Below are 16,819 nucleotides of genomic sequence, written 5' to 3' on the forward strand. Positions count from 1 at the left end.
ACCAACTCCGGCGTCATCGCGGGCGTCGACTGGGTGACCGACAACGCCAGCGGTCCCTCGGTGGCCAACATGAGCCTGGGCGGCGGCGCGAACTCCGCGCTCGACCAGGCCGTGCGCAACTCCATAGCCTCCGGCATCACCTACGCCGTCGCCGCGGGCAACTCGAACGCCAACGCGTCCAACTACTCGCCGGCGCGCGTGGCGGAGGCGCTGACGGTGGCGTCGAGCACGCGGACCGACGCGCGCTCCTCGTTCTCCAACTACGGCAGCGTGGTGGACATCTTCGCGCCGGGCTCGGACATCACCTCGGCGTGGATCGGCAGCAGCTCGGCCACCCGGACCATCTCCGGCACGTCGATGGCCTCGCCGCACGTCGCGGGCGCCGCGGCGCTGGTGCTCGGGGAGAACCCGTCCGCCTCGCCGACGCAGGTGGGCTCCGCGCTCGACTCGGCCGCCGTCACCGGCAAGATCAGCAACCCGGGCCCCGGCTCGCCGAACAAGCTGCTCCAGGTCGGCGAGGGCGACCCGGGCAACCCGCCCGACCCGGGTGAGGGCTACTTCGAGAACACCAACGACGTCACGATCTACGACAACCGCACCGTCGAGTCGCCGATCGCCGTCACCGGCATGTCCGGCAACGCCCCCTCCGACCTGAAGGTCGGGGTCGACATCAAGCACACCTACATCGGTGACTTGAAGGTCGAACTGGTCGCGCCCAACGGCAGCGCCGCCGTCCTGAAGGACTTCGGCACCGGTGGCAGCTCCGACAACATCGACCAGACCTACACGGTCGACGCCTCCTCCTCGGCCGCCAACGGCACCTGGAAGCTCCGCGTCACCGACAACTACTGGTACGACACCGGCAAGATCGACGCCTGGTCGCTCCAGTTCTGATCCCTCCCACCCGCCCCACGCGCTGACACCGGCCCCCACGGCATCCCCTGCCGTGGGGGCCACCCGCGTGCCGGGGCCCGGGCGCCGCGTCTTCGGACGTGCCCCGCCGGGGCGCGCGCCAGGCGCGGGCCGGGGTGTGGCACCCGGGCGGGCGACGGCCCGGGCGGTCAGCGCACCGGCAGGTGGTACGTGGGGCGGTAGCGGTCGGCCGGGATGACGATGTCGGCCGTCTCCACCGGGAGGCCGCCCGCGCAGAAGGTGCGGGAGATGACCAGCACGCAGTGGCCGGCCATCCCGCCCAGCTCGGCCATCTCGTCGGCCAGCCCGGGACGCGCGCCGACCTCCTCGATCACGTTGTCCACCACGAGGTCGATCGCCGCCATCCGCGCCACCACGCCGTGGCCGCCCAGCGGGCCCTCCTCCGGCAGCATGACCGGGGTGCGGCCGGTCAGCGCGAGCGGCTCCCAGGAGGTGGAGAGCATCGTCGGCTCGCCGTCGGTGCGGAAGACGTAGCGCGTCCGCATCACCCGCTCGCCCGCGGCGATGCGCAGCCGGGCCGCCACCGCCGCACCGGCCTCCCGCTGCTCGCTGCACGACTCCCAGGAGCCCTTCGCCTGGTCGTCCGCCTGCTCCTGCCGGAAGGCGCCGTCGGGGCCGCAGGCCCGGTAGCCCGCGCGGACGATGCGCCGCGGCTCGGGCAATTCGCGCACGTAGGTACCGGACCCGGAGCGGCCCTCCACCAGCCCCTCGGCCATGAGGACCTTGCGCGCCTCCAGGGCCACGGTGTCCGAGACCCCGTACTCGGCCCGGATCCTGGCCTGGGACGGCAGGCGCGAGTGCGGCGGCAGCACACCGTCGAAGATCTTCTGACGCAGGTCGCCCGCCACACGCAGGTACGCGGGCTGCTCGCCGAAAGCCACCTTGTCCTCCCACCGCTTGACGGTGGGCAACAGCGTGGCAACTCTCCGTATCCGTCCGCAATGCCCGTGCGGTGATTCACCCGAAGTGATGACGCGGTCGACGGTCCGTCCCCGCGCCGCCGGACGCCGTGCCCGCCGCCGTGGGCGGACGACGACGCGCCCGGGGTGCCGCGTCCCACCGGGACCGCCCCACCGGGCGCGGCCCCCGCGCCGTCGACGGCCGCGCCTCCCGGTCCGCGTGCGCTCCGCGCTGCCCGCGCGGCCCTCCGCCGGAGGAGCGCGCGCCCGTCGCGCGCCGCGTGCGCGGGCGCGCATCGCCCCGCCGGCGCACGCCCCCGGCGCCGGCCCCGACGACGGGGCGCTGGCCGAAAGCGTGCCGGAAAGTGCCTAGGCGAGTGCGCTCGGTGAAACCCAGGCGTACGCTCGGGCATATGCAGATCCCAGCGCACACCGCACCGCGCCTTCGCGGGAGGCGTCGATGAACGAGGCCGCCACGTTGCCGTGGCTGGTGATCCGGCAGGAGGCGGACGGCAGCCGGTACCGCGTGGGCCGCTGCGCGACCCGGGTGGAGGCCCAGCGCCTCGCCGACCGGCTCGGCAGCCCGCGCTCCGGCGCACGCCCCGCGGGCCCCGACCCGAAGGCGGGGGACGGCGGGGCCGGGGACACGGCGCGGGCGGCCACGGGCGCCCAGCGCTACCTGGTGGAGCGTCTGGACCAGCCGGGCGAGACCCCGAGCGGTGCGCACGGCTGAGGCCGGGCACAATCGAGGGGTGCGGGCGGCCGCCCGCCTTCGCCGGGGGCGCGCCCCAGACGTGCCGGTGAGGCCAGCCGAACGGGGACGTGGGCGCAGTGAGCGAGGCACCGGGTGCGGCGGAGACGCTCCTCCACACGCTGCGCTTCGGCGTCGTCGTCCTGGACACCCGCGGCCGCGTGCTGCTGTGGAGCCCCGCCGCCGAGGAGCTGCTCGGCTGGCGCGGCGAGGAGACCACCGGGCGGTCCTTCACCGACTTCCTCGCCGAAGGCGGCGGCTTCGCCCTCGGACCGGACGCGGCCGCGCGCGTCCACGCGGAGCTGCGGCGCGGCCGCCCGTGGCGCGGCGTGGTGCGCGCGCTGCACCGGGACGGGCACGGCGTGGAGGTCGAGGGCCACGCCTCGCTGCTGTCCGACGCCGACGGCGAGCCGTTCATTCTGGCCAATGTCGTGGAGACCGGCCGACTGCGCGCCGTCGAGCACGACCTGGCCGCCCTGGACGCGCTGTTCGACTCCTCGCCGCTGGGCATCGCCCTCTTCGACGAGCAGAAGCGCTTCGTCCGGGTCAACAGGGCGATGGAGCGGCTGAACGACATCCCGCTGGAGCGGATGCTCGGCCGCACCGTGGAGGACGTGCTGCCCGCCGCGGTGGCGCGGGAGGTCTCACGGGTGCAGGACACCGTGCTCGCCACCGGCCGCACGCTGGTGGACATGGTGATGCCCGCCCCCGACGGCCGCGGCGCCCGCTCGGTGTCGTACTCGCGGCTCACCGACCGCTCCGGGCAGGTGATCGGCACGAGCTGCACCGTCCTGGACATCACCGAGCGGCGGGAGGCGCTGGAGAAGGTCGAGCGCGCCCGGCAACGCCTGGCCCTGCTGGACGACGTCGGGGTGGCGCTCGGTGACCTGCTCGACGTCCGCCGCATCTCGCGGGCGCTGGCCGGGGCCCTGGTGCCCCGGTTCTGCGACTACGCGGGCGTCATGCTGCACGGCGCGATCGTCTACGGCGAGGAACTGCCCGACCACGCCCAGGCGTCCGGGGTGCCGCTGCTCCAGCTCGGCGTCGCGGGCAAGCGCGGGGGGCCCGAGGTGGAGCGCATGCAGCGGGCCGGCCAGGACATCGCCTTCGCGCCCGAGTCGTTCTTCGCCGCCGTCCTGGCCTCCGGCCGCCCCCACCTGGCCCGCTCGCAGGAGGAACTGGCCGCCGCCACCTACCCCGGCGACCCCAAGGTGCGCGCCGCCGTCGACCTGGGCGTCCACTCCCTGCTCGCCGTGCCGCTGCGCGCCCGCGGCATCGTGCTGGGCCTGCTCGTCCTCAGCCGGGCCGACCAGCGCGAGCCGTTCGACTCCGACGACGTCACCCTGGCCACGGAGCTGGCCGACCGCGCCGGGGCCTCGCTGGACAACGCGCGCCTGTACGTCCGCGAACGCGAGGGCGCGCTCATGCTCCAGCGCAGCCTGCTGCCGCAGCACGTCCCCTCGCCGCCCGGCCTGCGCGTCGGCTACCGCTACGTGCCCGGCAGCAGCGGCACCGAGGTGGGCGGCGACTGGTTCGACGTCATCCCGCTCGCCGGTGGCCGGGTCGCCCTCGTGGTGGGCGACGTCATGGGCCACGGACTGCGGGCGGCGGCCACGATGGGCCGGCTGCGCACCGCCGTGCGCACCCTGGCCGGGCTCGACCTCGCCCCCGACGACCTGCTGCGCCGCGTCAACGACCTCGCCGACGACCTCGCGCACGGCCCCGACGAACCCCTCATGGCCACCTGCGTCTACGCCGTGTACGACCCCGCCACCCGGCGGTGCCACATCGCCAAGGCCGGCCACGTGCCGCCGCTGCTGCTCACCGCCGACCCCGACACCGGCCGGTGGGGCGCCACCCCGCTCGACCTGCCCTCGGGCGCGCCGCTGGGGGTGGGCGAAGTGGCGTTCCGCTCGGAGGAGTTCACCGTCGAGGAGGGCTCGGTGCTCGTCCTCTACACCGACGGGCTCGTCGAGACGCGGCACGAGGACATCAGCGTGGGCCTGGACCGGCTGTGCGACCGCCTGGCCCGCCGCCGGGGCGAGTTGGACATCGAGCGCCTGTGCGACGACGTCATCGCGCTGCTCCCCGAGGGCTCCGGCGGCCGGCCGCCCGCGTCCGCCGACGACGTGGCCCTGCTGCTCGCCCAGCTCGGCGGGCTGCCCGAGGACAGCGCCGCGTCCTGGTCGTTCCCCGCCGAGAAGCTCGCCGTGCGCCGGGCCCGCCGGGTGGTGCGCGAGACGCTGCGCGCCTGGGGGCTGGACGCCCTGGGTGACGCGGCGGAGCTGCTGGTCAGCGAGTTGGTCACCAACGCCCTGCGGTACGCGCACGGGCCCATCGGCGTGCGGGTGGTGCGCGGTCCCTCGCTGCTGGTGGAGGTCTCCGACCCGCTGCCCGACCCGCCCCGGGCCCGCACGCCGGCGCACGACGACGAGGGCGGCCGGGGCATGCAGCTCGTCGCCCAGTCCGCGCGGCGCTGGGGCACCCGCCACGGGCCCGTCGGCAAAACCGTGTGGTTCGAGCTGGCCCCGCCCGGTTAGGAGAACGGGCAGGCAGGCAGCGGGTGGGCAGGGGGCGCGCGCGGTCGGCACGGCGCCACCGCGGTGCCGGACCGACGCTTCGGTCGGGTGGCGCGGGGGCAGGCTCCGTCCGGTGGACACCGTGTCCGTGGCGGCGCCCGGGTGCCACACTGCTCTCGGCGTCCGGGCCCCGGCCCGGGCGCCGTGCGAACGACGGGACGGCGGATGACGGAACAACGGGGCGGCCGGATGCGGCCCGAGGGCCGGATACGGCAGGAGCCCGCGGCGCGCGCGCGGGGCGGTGTGCCGCGACAGGAAGGGGCGACGGTGAGCGAGACGCCAGTCGAGGCGGGCAAGCCGGACGACGTACGCCGGGCGCTGGCGCTGCTGAACGCCGCCGGCGCCCGCATCGGCAACTCGCTCGACCTGGAGAAGACGGCCCGCGAACTCCTGGACGTGGCCGTCCCGCAGTTCTGCGACCTCGCCTCGGTCGACCTGTACGAGACCGTGCTCACCGGGGAGGAGCCGAGCCCGGTCGGCGGCGGCGAGGCCGGCGGGCGGCTGCGCCGGGTGGCGTCGGCCAGCTCGGTCGGCGGCGTCGGCGGCGTCGGCGGCGTCGGCGAGGGGCCGTACCCGGACACCGTGCCGCTGGGCGCGGTGCACCGGTTCGCCTTCGAGTCCGCGCACGCCGCGGCGCTGCGCACCGCGCGGGTCCAGCGCGTCGACCCGCCGCCCGCCGGGCCCCCCGGCGCCGGGCTGCCGTTCGGGCTCGTCGTGCACTCCACGCTCGCGGTGCCCATGGTGGCCCGCGACCGGGTGCTCGGGCTCGCGCAGTTCTCCCGCGCCCAGGGCAGCGAGCCGTTCGGCGAGCGGGACGCCGCGCTCGCCGCCGAGCTGGCCGCCCGCGCCGCCGTGTGCATCGACAACGCCCGCCTGTACCGGCGCGAACACGAGCGCGCGCTGATCCTCCAGCGCAGCCTGCTCCCGCCCGGTGACCCGGAGGCGGCGGGCCTGGACATCGCCTGCCGCTACCGGCCCGGCACGGCCGCCACCGAGGTCGGCGGGGACTGGTTCGACGTCATCGAACTCCCCGGGCACCGCACCGCGCTCGTCGTCGGCGACGTCATGGGGCGCGGCCTGCGGGCCGCCGTCACCATGGGCGAACTGCGCACCGCGGTACGGACCCTGGCCCTGCTGGACCTGGAACCCGCCGAGGTGCTCGAACGGCTGGACGAGATCGCCCGCGGGCTGGGCGGCTCCCCCTACCGGCGGCGCGGCGCCTCCCCGGAGCGCTCCGCCGAGCTGGCCGAGGTCTACCTCGCCACCTGCGTCTACGCCGTCTACGACCCGGTCTCGCGGCGCTGCACCTTCGCCAACGCCGGACACGTGCCGCCCGTGCTCGTCGAGCCGCCCGGCGGACCGGGCGGCGGGGGCGAGCAGCCGCTGCTGCTGGACGTGCGCGGGGGCGTGCCGCTGGGCGTCGGCGGCGAGCCGTTCGAGCAGACCGACGTCGAACTGCCCGACGGCGCGCTCCTCGCCCTCTACACCGACGGCCTGGTGGAGTCGCGCGGCCAGTCGCTCGACGAGGGCCTGCGGCGGCTGCGCGGCGCGCTGCGGGACGCCGACCGGCCGCTGGAGGACGTGTGCGACCGGGTGTTCGCCAGCGTCGAGCCCCGGCACGGCGACGACGACATCGCGCTGCTGCTCGCCCGCGTCCAGGGCCTGCCGCGCTCGGCGGTGGGGGACTGGCGGCTGGCGCCCGAGGCCCGGTCGGTCGCCCGCGCCCGGGACCTGGCCTGCGACCAGCTCGCCGACTGGCACCTGGACGCGCTGGTGGACACCACCGAGCTCCTCGTCAGCGAGCTGGTCACCAACGCCCTGCGGCACGGCGACGGGGAGATCCGGCTGCGGCTGCTGCTGGACCGCACGCTGGTGTGCGAGGTGTGGGACGCCGGCCTCGTCCAGCCCCGGCGCCGCCGGGCGCGGGAGACCGACGAGGGCGGCCGCGGGCTGCAACTCGTGGACCTGCTGTCCACCGCCTGGGGCAGCCGCCGCACCCCGCGCGGCAAGGCCGTCTGGTTCGAGCTGCCCCTCCCGCACGACGGCGGGCCCAAGCCGCCCGACACCGTGGACGCGCTGCTGGACGCCTACCCGGCCCTGTGAACCCGGGCCGCCGGGCGCGGCCCGGGTCCACAGGGCGGCGACCGGCGGGCGCGGCCGGTCGGCCGCGCCGCGGGGCGGCCGGAACGTGCGAGGGGGCCCGGCGGGCGGGCGCCGCCAACCGGGTGGCCTTGCGCCTCCGGACGGCCGCGCCTGCGCCGCCCGCCGGTCCCCCCACCCTTCGATGGCGGAAAGTGTGATGAGCCGCCTATCCCCCTGACCGGGGGGTGGGCGAGAAGCTCCCGGAGGTGTGCCGCCATGCCAGCCGTCCCCGCCACCCGTGCCGTGCCCCGGCGCCGCGCGGCCGTCCTGGCCGCGTGCCTGCTGCTGCCGCTCGCCGTGGCCGGCTGCGGCGGTGACGAGGAGACCGGCGAGGGCAAGAGCGGCTCCGCGCGGGACCTGGCCGTCGTCAGCCGCGAGCAGGTGCGCGCCGGAGGCACCGTGCGCTGGGCGGTGGACGCCGTCCCCGCGACGCTCAACACCTTCCACGCCGACGCCGGGCCCGCCACGGAGCGCGTGGCCGAGGCCACCCTGCCCACCCTGTTCACGCTCGACAGCCGGGCCCGCCCGCGCCCCCACCCGGCCTACCTGGTCTCCGCCGAGGTCACCGACACCGAGCCGCAGCAGACGGTCGTCTACACGCTCAACCCCGAGGCCCGCTGGAGCGACGGCACCCCGATCGCCCTGGCCGACTTCCAGGCCCAGTGGAAGGCGCTCAGCGGCTCGGACGCGTCCTTCTGGACGGCGCGCACCGCCGGTTACGAGCGCATCCACAAGGTGGTCGCGGGCCCGGAGCGGCACCAGGTCAAGGTGGTCTTCGCCCGGCCCCACGGGGACTGGCGCTCGCTGTTCACCCCGCTCTACCCGCGCACGGTCATGGGCGACCCGGGGGCGTTCAACGACACCTCGCGCACGCGCCTGGATCTCGCGGCGGGCCCGTTCCGCGTGCGCGGCGGCACGCTGGACCCCGAGGCCGACACCCTCGCCCTGGAGCGCAACCCGAAGTGGTGGGGCGACCGGGCGAAGCTGGACGCCCTCGTGCTCACCGAGGTCCCGCACGCCGAGCGCGGCGCCGCCCTGGCTGCCGGGGAGCTGGAGGTCGCCGAGGTGCGCGAGTCCGTGGCGGAGCGCATCGCCGCCGCCCGGCCCCGGGGCACGGCCGACCCCTCCCGCACCCCGGGCGTCGCCTCGCCCCCCGCGTCCTCCCCGCAGGCCGGGCCCACCAGCGCGCCGGGCACCGGCGGGCCGGACCCGGACAGCGTCGACGACGGAAGCGCGGACGGGGACGGGGACGCGGACGGGAAGCCGGGGGAGGGCGCCGAGGAACGGAAGGACGCCGAGGAGCGGGACGCCCGGGAGGCCGCGCAGCGGAACCTGCGCACCTACACCGTGCGCCGCGCCTACCGCCCCGCCTACACCCAGCTCGCGCTCAACGGCACGTCGGGCCCGCTGGCGGACGAGCGCGTGCGGCGTGCCGTCGCCCGGGCGCTCGACCGCCAGGAGCTGGCCGCCGCGGCGCAGGAGTCGGCGGGCCTGCCCGTCCAGCCGCTCGGCAACCACCTGACCATGTACGACCAGGTCGGGTACCGGGACAACAGCGGTGTGCTCGGCGAGCCCGGCGTGGAGTCCGCGGCCGCCCTGCTCACCGAGGCGGGCTGGCGGGGCGGCCCCGCCGTGCCGCGCTCCGCGCGGCCGGAGCGCGCCGACGCCGCCCCGGCCGACGCCGCCCCGGCCGACGCCGCCCCGGCCGACGCCGCCCCGACCGGGGACGACGCGGACGCCGACGCCAAGCCCCGCGAGGCCGCGACCACCGGCGCCGACTCCGCGCACGCCCTCACCGCCCCCGCCTTCTCGGGGGTGGCCGGCAGCACGGCGACCGGCCGCGCGGGCGTGCTGCGCCAGGCCGCCCACGCCCTGGCCCGCGCGGCCGAGGACGCCGAGGACGCCGCGAGCGACGAGGACGGCAAGAGCGCCGAAGACGCCGGAAACGCCGAAGACGCCGAAGACGCCGAGGAGGCCCGGGACGCCGACGCGAAGGCGGACGGCGGCCGTGACGCCGACGCGCTGCGGGCGGCCGCCGAGGCGGCCGCGGCCCGGGCCGAGCGGGCGGCCGCGTCGCTGGACCGGCTGCTCAGCGCCCACGAGCGCCTGGTGCGGGTGAAGGAGGGCGACGAGCTGGAGCTGCGGATGGTGCTGCCCGCGAGCGAGGGCTCCGAGCAGCTCCGCGAGACCGGTCGGCAGATCGTCCGGATGCTGCGCCGCGTGGGCGTCCACGTCGAGCTCACCCAGGTCCCGGACGCCGACTTCTTCCAGGACCACATCGCCTCCGGCGACTTCGACCTGGCCCTGTACGCGTGGCCCGCGACCGCCTACCCGGTCACCGACGCGCGGCCCGTCTTCGCCAAGCCCGTCCCCGCCCCCGACGGCTCCCTGCTCATCGAGCAGAACTACACCCGCGTCGGCACCGACGAGATCGACCAGCTCTTCGAGCAGGCCGGGGCCGAGCTGGACGAGGAGGCCCGGCGCGACCTCGTCCAGCGGATCGACGCCCGCATCTGGGCGGCGGCGGCCTCCATCCCGCTCTACCAGGGCCCGGAACGCGTGGCGGTGGACCGCGCGCTCGCGGGCGTCGGCGCCTTCGGTCTGCAGACCCCGCGCTACGAGGACATCGGCTACCTCCGCACCGCCTGAGCGCGCGCGCCCGGCCCCGGGAGCCCCCGCGCGGCGGACCCGGCCGACGGCGCACCCCTTACGATGGGGAGGCAAGAAGGCCGCGGCGTCACGAGGAATGAGCCCGGCGGGCGCACGGACGGGCCGTTCGTGCCGCCATCCACGACTCCGGGAGAAGCGCCGCCAGCATGCCCACGCGCCACGACATCCGCAACGTCGCCATCGTCGCCCACGTCGACCACGGCAAGACCACCCTGGTCGACGCCATGCTCCGGCAGGCCGGTGCCTTCGCCGCCCACCAGCAGGTCGACGAGCGGGTGATGGACTCCGGCGACCTGGAGCGCGAGAAGGGCATCACCATTCTCGCCAAGAACACCGCGGTCAAGTACCACCCCAAGGGTGGCGGCGACCCGGTCACGATCAACATCATCGACACCCCCGGCCACGCCGACTTCGGCGGCGAGGTCGAGCGCGGCCTGTCGATGGTGGACGCCGTCGTGCTGCTGGTCGACGCCTCGGAGGGCCCGCTGCCGCAGACGCGCTTCGTGCTGCGCAAGGCGCTCCAGGCCAAGCTGCCGGTCATCCTGTGCATCAACAAGACCGACCGCGCCGACGCCCGCATCGCCGCCGTCGTCGACGAGGCCTACGACCTCTTCCTCGACCTGGACGCCACCGAGGAACAGATCGAGTTCCCCATCGTCTACGCCTGCGCCCGCGACGGCATCGCCTCGCTGACCCAGCCCGAGGACGGCACCGTCCCGGCCGACAGCGACAGCCTGGAGCCGTTCTTCACCACGCTGCTGGAGACGGTCCCCGCGCCCACCTTTGAGGAGAGCGCACCCCTCCAGGCCCACGTGACGAACCTGGACGCCGACAACTTCCTCGGCCGCATCGCGCTGTGCCGGGTCAAGAACGGCACGCTGAAGAAGGGCCAGACCGTCGCCTGGATGCGCCGCGACGGCTCGGTGCAGAACGTCCGCGTCACCGAGCTGCTGATGACGGACGCGCTCACCCGCCGCCCCGCCGAGCAGGCCGGCCCCGGTGACATCTGCGCCGTCGCGGGCATCGCGGACATCATGATCGGCGAGACGCTCGCGGACCCGGAGAACCCGGTCGCCCTGCCGCTGATCCAGGTGGACGAGCCCGCCATCGCCATGACGATCGGCACCAACAACTCGCCGCTGGTCGGCAAGGGCGGCAAGGGCCACAAGGTCACCGCGCGGCTGGTGAAGGACCGGCTCGAGCGCGAGCTGGTCGGCAACGTCTCGCTGCGCGTGCTGCCCACCGACCGGCCGGACGCCTGGGAGGTGCAGGGCCGCGGTGAACTCGCCCTGGCCATCCTGGTGGAGACCATGCGCCGCGAGGGCTTCGAACTCACCGTCGGCAAGCCGCAGGTGGTCACCAAGGAGGTCGACGGCAAGGTCCACGAGCCCGTCGAGCGCATGACCATCGACGCGCCCGAGGAGCACCTGGGCGCCATCACCCAGCTCATGGCCTCGCGCAAGGGCCGCATGGAGACGATGACCAACCACGGCTCGGGCTGGGTGCGCATGGAGTTCATCGTGCCCTCGCGCGGCCTGATCGGCTTCCGCACCGAGTTCCTGACCGAGACGCGCGGCACCGGCATCGCGCACTCCATCTCCGAGGGCCACGAGCCGTGGTGCGGTGAGCTGCGCACCCGCAGCAGCGGCTCGCTCGTCGCCGACCGCGCGGGCGCGGCCACGGCCTACGCCATGCTGAACCTCCAGGAGCGCGGCACGATCTTCGTCGAGCCGGGCACCGAGGTGTACGAGGGCATGATCGTCGGGGAGAACTCCCGCGCCGACGACATGGACGTCAACATCACCAAGGAGAAGAAGCTCACCAACATGCGCGCGGCGTCCTCGGACACCACGGAGAACCTGGTGCCGCCGCGCCGGCTGTCGCTGGAGCAGTCGCTGGAGTTCTGCCGCGAGGACGAGTGCATCGAGGTCACGCCCGACACCGTGCGCATCCGCAAGGTCGTCCTCGACCAGCGCGAGCGCGCCCGCGCCGCGTCCCGCGCGAAGCGCTGACGCCACCGCACGGAGGCGGCGCGCCCGAGGGTGCGCCGCCTCCTGCCGTGTCACGCCCTCTCGCCGTGTCCCGCCGTGTCGCGCCGCCCACCGGGCGGCAGCCGCCCCGGCCCGCCGCGGTCGCCCCGGTTCGGCGCCGCCCCGGTGCCGCGCTCGTCGGGCGGCTCGGGCGTGACGGCCGGTGTGGCCGGTCCCCGTCGCCGCGCCCGCCGTGGCGCGCGTGGCCGGGGCGATTCCGCTCACCGTGCTGGGGACCGGCCCGCTCCCGACCGGTTCGGGCCCCGGCGCGCGGCGGCCGGTGAACGGCGGGGAGACGCCGGGACGCCCCCTCCCGTGCGCGGAGCACGGTCGTACCCCCGGGTAGGCACACGGACCCCACGGGGTGTAGGAAAGGGGCGGTGGAGCGCCGGGGCCTCTATAGCGTCGATCTTGATGGGTCAACCGGTTTGCCTACGCCACGTGACCGGAGGGCGTCCGGAAAGCGGAATCCGAGCCCCGAATGTCGTGTTAACAGTCCGTTTCGCGGCTGTCTGTAACGGATTGCTTTGTCCGGATTTCGGGCTTCCAGGCCCGGTTGATGTGACCAAACCGAGATCCCTCATCTGTGGTTTACGCGCTCCGCGTGCCCAATAGTGGTCGTCATCGAGCTCGGGTCTGTGGGTCACGTGCTGTTCATGTTCGTGACCCGCAAGTACATCGGGCGTCGCTTGAGTCGACGAAGGTTGGCGGGGGAGCGGCGGCCTGGCCCGTAATGACAGAGGACTCCTGAGGAGGCAAACCCATGCGCGGTGCCAAGAGCGCCAAGTGGGTCGCAAGCGCGATAGTCGTGGCCATGGCCGCGACCGCGTGTGGTGGCGGAAGCGAAGGCGACGACAGCGGGTCGGCCAGCGGCAAGGTCAGCATGGACATCGCCGAGCCCAAGCGCCTGATCCCGGCCACCACGACCGAGAGCTCCGGCAACCAGGTGCTGTCGGCCCTGTTCACGCCGCTCGTCAACTTCGACGACGAGAACAAGCCGGTCATGGCCGCGGCCGAGTCGATCGAGTCCGAGGACAACAAGACCTGGACGATCAAGCTCAAGGACGCCACGTGGCACAACGGTGACCCGGTCACCGCCCAGAACTACGTGGACGCGTGGAACTGGGGCGCCTACGGCCCGAACGCCGCCGACGGCAACTACTTCTTCGGGACGTTCGAGGGCTACGAGGCCATGAACCCGACCGACCCGGACGGCGAGGAGGGCCCGAAGGAGGCCCCCGAGCCGGAGGCCGACAAGCTGTCGGGTCTGAAGGCCGTCGACGACAAGACGATCGAGGTCACCCTCTCCGCGCCGTTCTCCGGCTTCGCCTCCCTGCTGGGCTACACCGTCTTCTACCCGATGCCCGAGGTCGCCTTCGACGACGTCGAGGCGTACGAGGAAGCCCCCATCGGCCAGGGCCCGTTCAAGATGGACGGCGAGTGGCAGCACGACCAGCTCGTGTCCGTCACGGCCTACGAGGACTACAAGCTGGGCGACAAGCCGAAGATCGACGCCATCGACTTCAAGATCTACCAGGACCAGAACACGGCGTACAACGACCTGCTCGCCGGCAACCTGGACATCCTGCGCACCATCCCGACCGAGGTCATGGGCACCGCCCAGAGCGACCTGGGCGACCGGTACAAGACCTCGCCGGCCTCCACCTTCCAGTTCCTGGCCTACCCGACGTACGAGGACGCCTACGAGGACGTCCGCGTGCGCAAGGCCATCTCCATGGCCATCGACCGCGACCAGATCGTCGACGTGGTCTTCCAGGGTTCGCAGGAGGCCGCCCGCTCCTTCGTCTCCCCGGTGGTCGGCGGCTACCGCGAGAACACCTGCGGTGAGGCCTGCAAGTTCGACCCCGAGGCCGCGAAGGCGCTGCTGGACGAGGCCGGCGGCTTCAAGGGCGACAAGATCGAGTTCGGCTACAACGCCGACGGCGGTCACAAGCAGTGGGTGGACGCCACCTGCGACCAGATCCGCAAGAACCTCGACCTCGAGTGCGTCGGCACCCCGATCCCGAAGTTTGCGGAGCTGCTGACCCAGGTCGAGAACGAGCAGTTCGGCGGCCCGTTCCGGATGGGCTGGATCATGGACTACCCGTCCATGGAGAACTACCTCGGCCCGCTGTTCTCCACCGGTGGTTCGTCGAACTACTACGGCTACAGCAACGAGGAGTTCGACAAGCTCGTCGCCGACGGCCGCGCCGCGAAGACCGAGGAAGAGGCCATCGAGATCTGGCAGAAGGCCGAGGACATCCTCGCCGAGGACATGCCGGTGATCCCGCTGCGCTTCGGCAAGAACGTCTTCGGTCACTCGGAGTCGGTCAACGGCGTGGAGATCGACCTCTACAACAACGTCGTCCTGGACAAGATCGAGACGGCCTGAGGCCCGGCATCTCGCATCACCTGAGGAACGATTAGGGCCTGACGGTGGGGACAGGAAACCTGTCCCCACCGTCACCATGAGGAGGACCCATGGGCCGGTACGTCGCCCGGCGACTACTGCAGATGATCCCGGTGTTCATCGGGACCACAGTCATCATCTTCGTGCTCACCCTCGCCATCGGCGGAGACCCCGTCCAGAACCTGTACGGTGAGCGCCCCGTCCCGGACAGCGTGCGCATCGCGCTGACCGAGCAGTACCACCTGGACGAGCCGTGGTACGTCCGCTACTGGTACTACCTGTCCGGACTGGTGCAGGGAGACTTCGGCAACAGCCTGAACGGCCGGCCGATTCTCGACATGATCGCCGAGGCATGGCCGCACACCCTGAGACTCGCGTTCATCGCCTTGATCGTCGAGTCCATCATCGGCATCGGAGCCGGCCTGATGGCGGGCCTGAAGCGCGGCAGCTTCGTGGACAACCTCGTCCTGCTGTCCACGCTGACGGTCATCTCCGTGCCGATCTTCGTCATCGGTAACGTGGCGCAGATCTTCATCGGCGCCAAGTGGCAGCTCCTGCCGCCGTCGGGCACGCTGGAGGGCTGGCAGAGCTACCTGATGCCCGGCATCGTCCTGGGCTCCGTCTCCCTCGCCTACATCGCGCGGCTCACCCGCGCGTCGGTGTCGGAGAACCTCAGCACCGACTACGTGCGCACGGCGCGGGCCAAGGGCCTGCCGTCGCGGCGGATCTTCAGCGTGCACGTGCTGCGCAACTCGCTGATCCCGGTCGTCACCTACCTGGGCGTCGACATCGGCACGCTCATGGGCGGCGCCATGGTGACCGAGCGGATCTTCAACATCCCCGGCGTGGGCTTCAACGTCTTCAAGGCGACCCAGATCGAGGACGGGCCGGTGCTCGTGGGCTTCGTCTCGATGCTGGTGATCATCTACCTGCTCGCGAGCCTGCTGGTGGACCTCCTCTACGCCGTGCTCGACCCGAGGATTCGCTATGTCTGACACCCGCACGTCGAACGCCCCCGAGGTCATCGAGGTCGCGCCCGTGAAGTCGGGCGACGGCGAGGGCCGGGGCACCAAGCCCCGCAGTCTGCTGCAGGACGCGGTCAACGACCTGGTGCGCCGGCCGATCTTCATCATCTCGGCCGCGGTCATCCTGTTCCTGTGCTTCATGGCCGCCTTCCCCGGCGTCTTCACCAGCGTCGACCCGCGCGCCTGCGACCTGTCGCGCTCGCTCCAGCCGCCGAGCGCGGACGCCTGGTTCGGGTACGACGCCCGCGGCTGCGACGTCTACGCCCGCACCATCTACGGCACCCAGACCTCCATCGTGGTGGGCGTGCTGTCCACCCTGGGGTCCGCCGTCCTCGGCGGCATCTTCGGCACCTTCGCCGGCTACCTGGGCGGCTGGATGGACTCGCTCATCTCGCGCGGTATCGACATCTTCCTGGGGCTGCCGTTCCTGGTCGGCGCCATCGTCATCCTCAACGCCTTCCGCGACCCGGAGACCGGCGCGCGCGTCGGCGGCATCTGGGGCGTGCTCGCGGCGCTGACGATCCTGGGCTGGATGAGCATGGCGAGGATCATGCGCTCCTCGGTCATCCAGGCCAAGCAGGCCGACTACGTGACGGCCGCCCGCTCGCTGGGCGCCTCGACCGGGCGCATGGTGCTGCGGCACATCCTGCCGAACGCCATCACCCCGCTCATCGTCGTCGCGACGATCAGCCTGGGCGTCATCATCTCCGCGGAGGCCACCCTGAGCTTCCTCGGCGTCGGCGTCCAGCCGCCCACCATCTCCTGGGGCGTCATGGTCAGCGAGTCGCTGAGCCGGGTACGGGAGGCGCTGCATCCGCTGCTCTTCCCGGCCGCGTTCGTCAGCGTCACCGTCCTGGCGTTCATCATGCTCGGCGACGCGGTACGCGAAGCCCTCGACCCCAAGCTGCGCTGAGGGAGGCGTACGTGACCACCATGGAAAAGACCGCGGACGTGCCCGCTCCGCACGGCGCCGGCGACGACGGCGGCCCCCTGCTGGAAGTCAAGGACCTCCACGTGGAGTTCCAGACCCGCGACGGCGTGGTCAACGCCGTCAACGGCGTCAACTACTCCGTCCGCTCCGGCGAGACGCTGGCGGTGCTGGGGGAGTCCGGTTCGGGCAAGTCGGTGACCGCGCAGGCGATCATGGGCATCCTGGACATGCCCCCCGGCCGCATCGCGAACGGCCAGATACTCTTCCGCGGCCAGGACATGCTGCTGATGTCCCCGGACGAGCAGCGCAAGCTGCGCGGGCGCCGCATCGCGATGATCTTCCAGGACGCGCTCTCGGCCCTGAACCCGGTGCTCAGCGTCGGCTACCAGCTCGGCGAGATGTTCCGCGTCCACCAGGGCCTGTCCAAGAAGGAGGCCAAGGCCCGGTCC

At 73.5% G+C, this 16,819-nt stretch carries 10 protein-coding genes and 1 pseudogene; 10 read left to right on the plus strand and 1 reads right to left on the minus strand.

Going from position 1 to position 16,819, the window contains the following annotated elements; all coding sequences use genetic code 11:
• Positions 1 to 894: S8 family serine peptidase (locus tag OSB71_RS23475; RefSeq protein ID WP_265950813.1), on the plus strand; the 894-nt coding region annotated here is incomplete at its 5' end.
• 167 nt (positions 895 to 1,061) lie between these two features.
• On the opposite strand, the gene OSB71_RS23480 is transcribed toward OSB71_RS23475, so the two are convergent.
• Complete coding sequence (locus OSB71_RS23480; RefSeq protein ID WP_265950822.1) at positions 1,062 to 1,814, minus strand: GntR family transcriptional regulator; 753 nt, start codon at positions 1,812 to 1,814, stop codon at positions 1,062 to 1,064.
• Between the two features lie 478 nt (positions 1,815 to 2,292).
• Here OSB71_RS23480 and OSB71_RS23485 point away from each other — a divergent pair, with 478 nt between their 5' ends.
• From OSB71_RS23485 to OSB71_RS23525, 9 genes and pseudogenes are all read left to right on the plus strand, one after another.
• Positions 2,293 to 2,565 carry a hypothetical protein gene (locus OSB71_RS23485; protein ID WP_265950814.1) on the plus strand — a complete coding sequence of 91 codons (273 nt, stop codon included), beginning with the start codon at positions 2,293 to 2,295 and terminating at the stop codon, positions 2,563 to 2,565.
• A gap of 98 nt (positions 2,566 to 2,663) precedes the next feature.
• Positions 2,664 to 5,123, plus strand: coding sequence for a SpoIIE family protein phosphatase (locus tag OSB71_RS23490; RefSeq protein WP_265950815.1), 2,460 nt, complete (start codon positions 2,664 to 2,666; stop codon positions 5,121 to 5,123).
• A gap of 342 nt (positions 5,124 to 5,465) precedes the next feature.
• Positions 5,466 to 7,265: pseudogene (locus tag OSB71_RS23495) on the plus strand (ATP-binding SpoIIE family protein phosphatase); the annotation flags it as partial.
• Positions 7,266 to 7,520: 255 nt separating this feature from the next.
• Positions 7,521 to 9,953: an ABC transporter family substrate-binding protein gene (locus OSB71_RS23500; protein WP_265950816.1), complete on the plus strand. Its 2,433-nt coding sequence runs from the start codon at positions 7,521 to 7,523 to the stop codon at positions 9,951 to 9,953.
• Between the two features lie 167 nt (positions 9,954 to 10,120).
• Positions 10,121 to 11,986: a translational GTPase TypA gene (gene typA / locus OSB71_RS23505; protein WP_265950817.1), complete on the plus strand. Its 1,866-nt coding sequence runs from the start codon at positions 10,121 to 10,123 to the stop codon at positions 11,984 to 11,986.
• Between the two features lie 781 nt (positions 11,987 to 12,767).
• A complete protein-coding gene (locus OSB71_RS23510; RefSeq protein WP_265950818.1) occupies positions 12,768 to 14,396 on the plus strand; it encodes a peptide ABC transporter substrate-binding protein in 1,629 nt (542 codons plus the stop codon).
• Positions 14,397 to 14,485: 89 nt separating this feature from the next.
• Positions 14,486 to 15,409 carry an ABC transporter permease gene (locus OSB71_RS23515; protein ID WP_265950819.1) on the plus strand — a complete coding sequence of 308 codons (924 nt, stop codon included), beginning with the start codon at positions 14,486 to 14,488 and terminating at the stop codon, positions 15,407 to 15,409.
• Positions 15,402 to 16,352 carry an ABC transporter permease gene (locus OSB71_RS23520; protein WP_265950820.1) on the plus strand — a complete coding sequence of 317 codons (951 nt, stop codon included), beginning with the start codon at positions 15,402 to 15,404 and terminating at the stop codon, positions 16,350 to 16,352. The genes OSB71_RS23515 and OSB71_RS23520 overlap by 8 nt, the downstream gene beginning before the upstream one ends.
• Before the next feature lie 11 nt (positions 16,353 to 16,363).
• The coding region (locus tag OSB71_RS23525) for an ATP-binding cassette domain-containing protein (protein ID WP_265950821.1) at positions 16,364 to 16,819 on the plus strand (456 nt) is incomplete at its 3' end.

Origin of the sequence: Streptomyces marinisediminis (assembly GCF_026262575.1) — a bacterium.
GTDB lineage: Bacteria > Actinomycetota > Actinomycetes > Streptomycetales > Streptomycetaceae > Streptomyces > Streptomyces marinisediminis.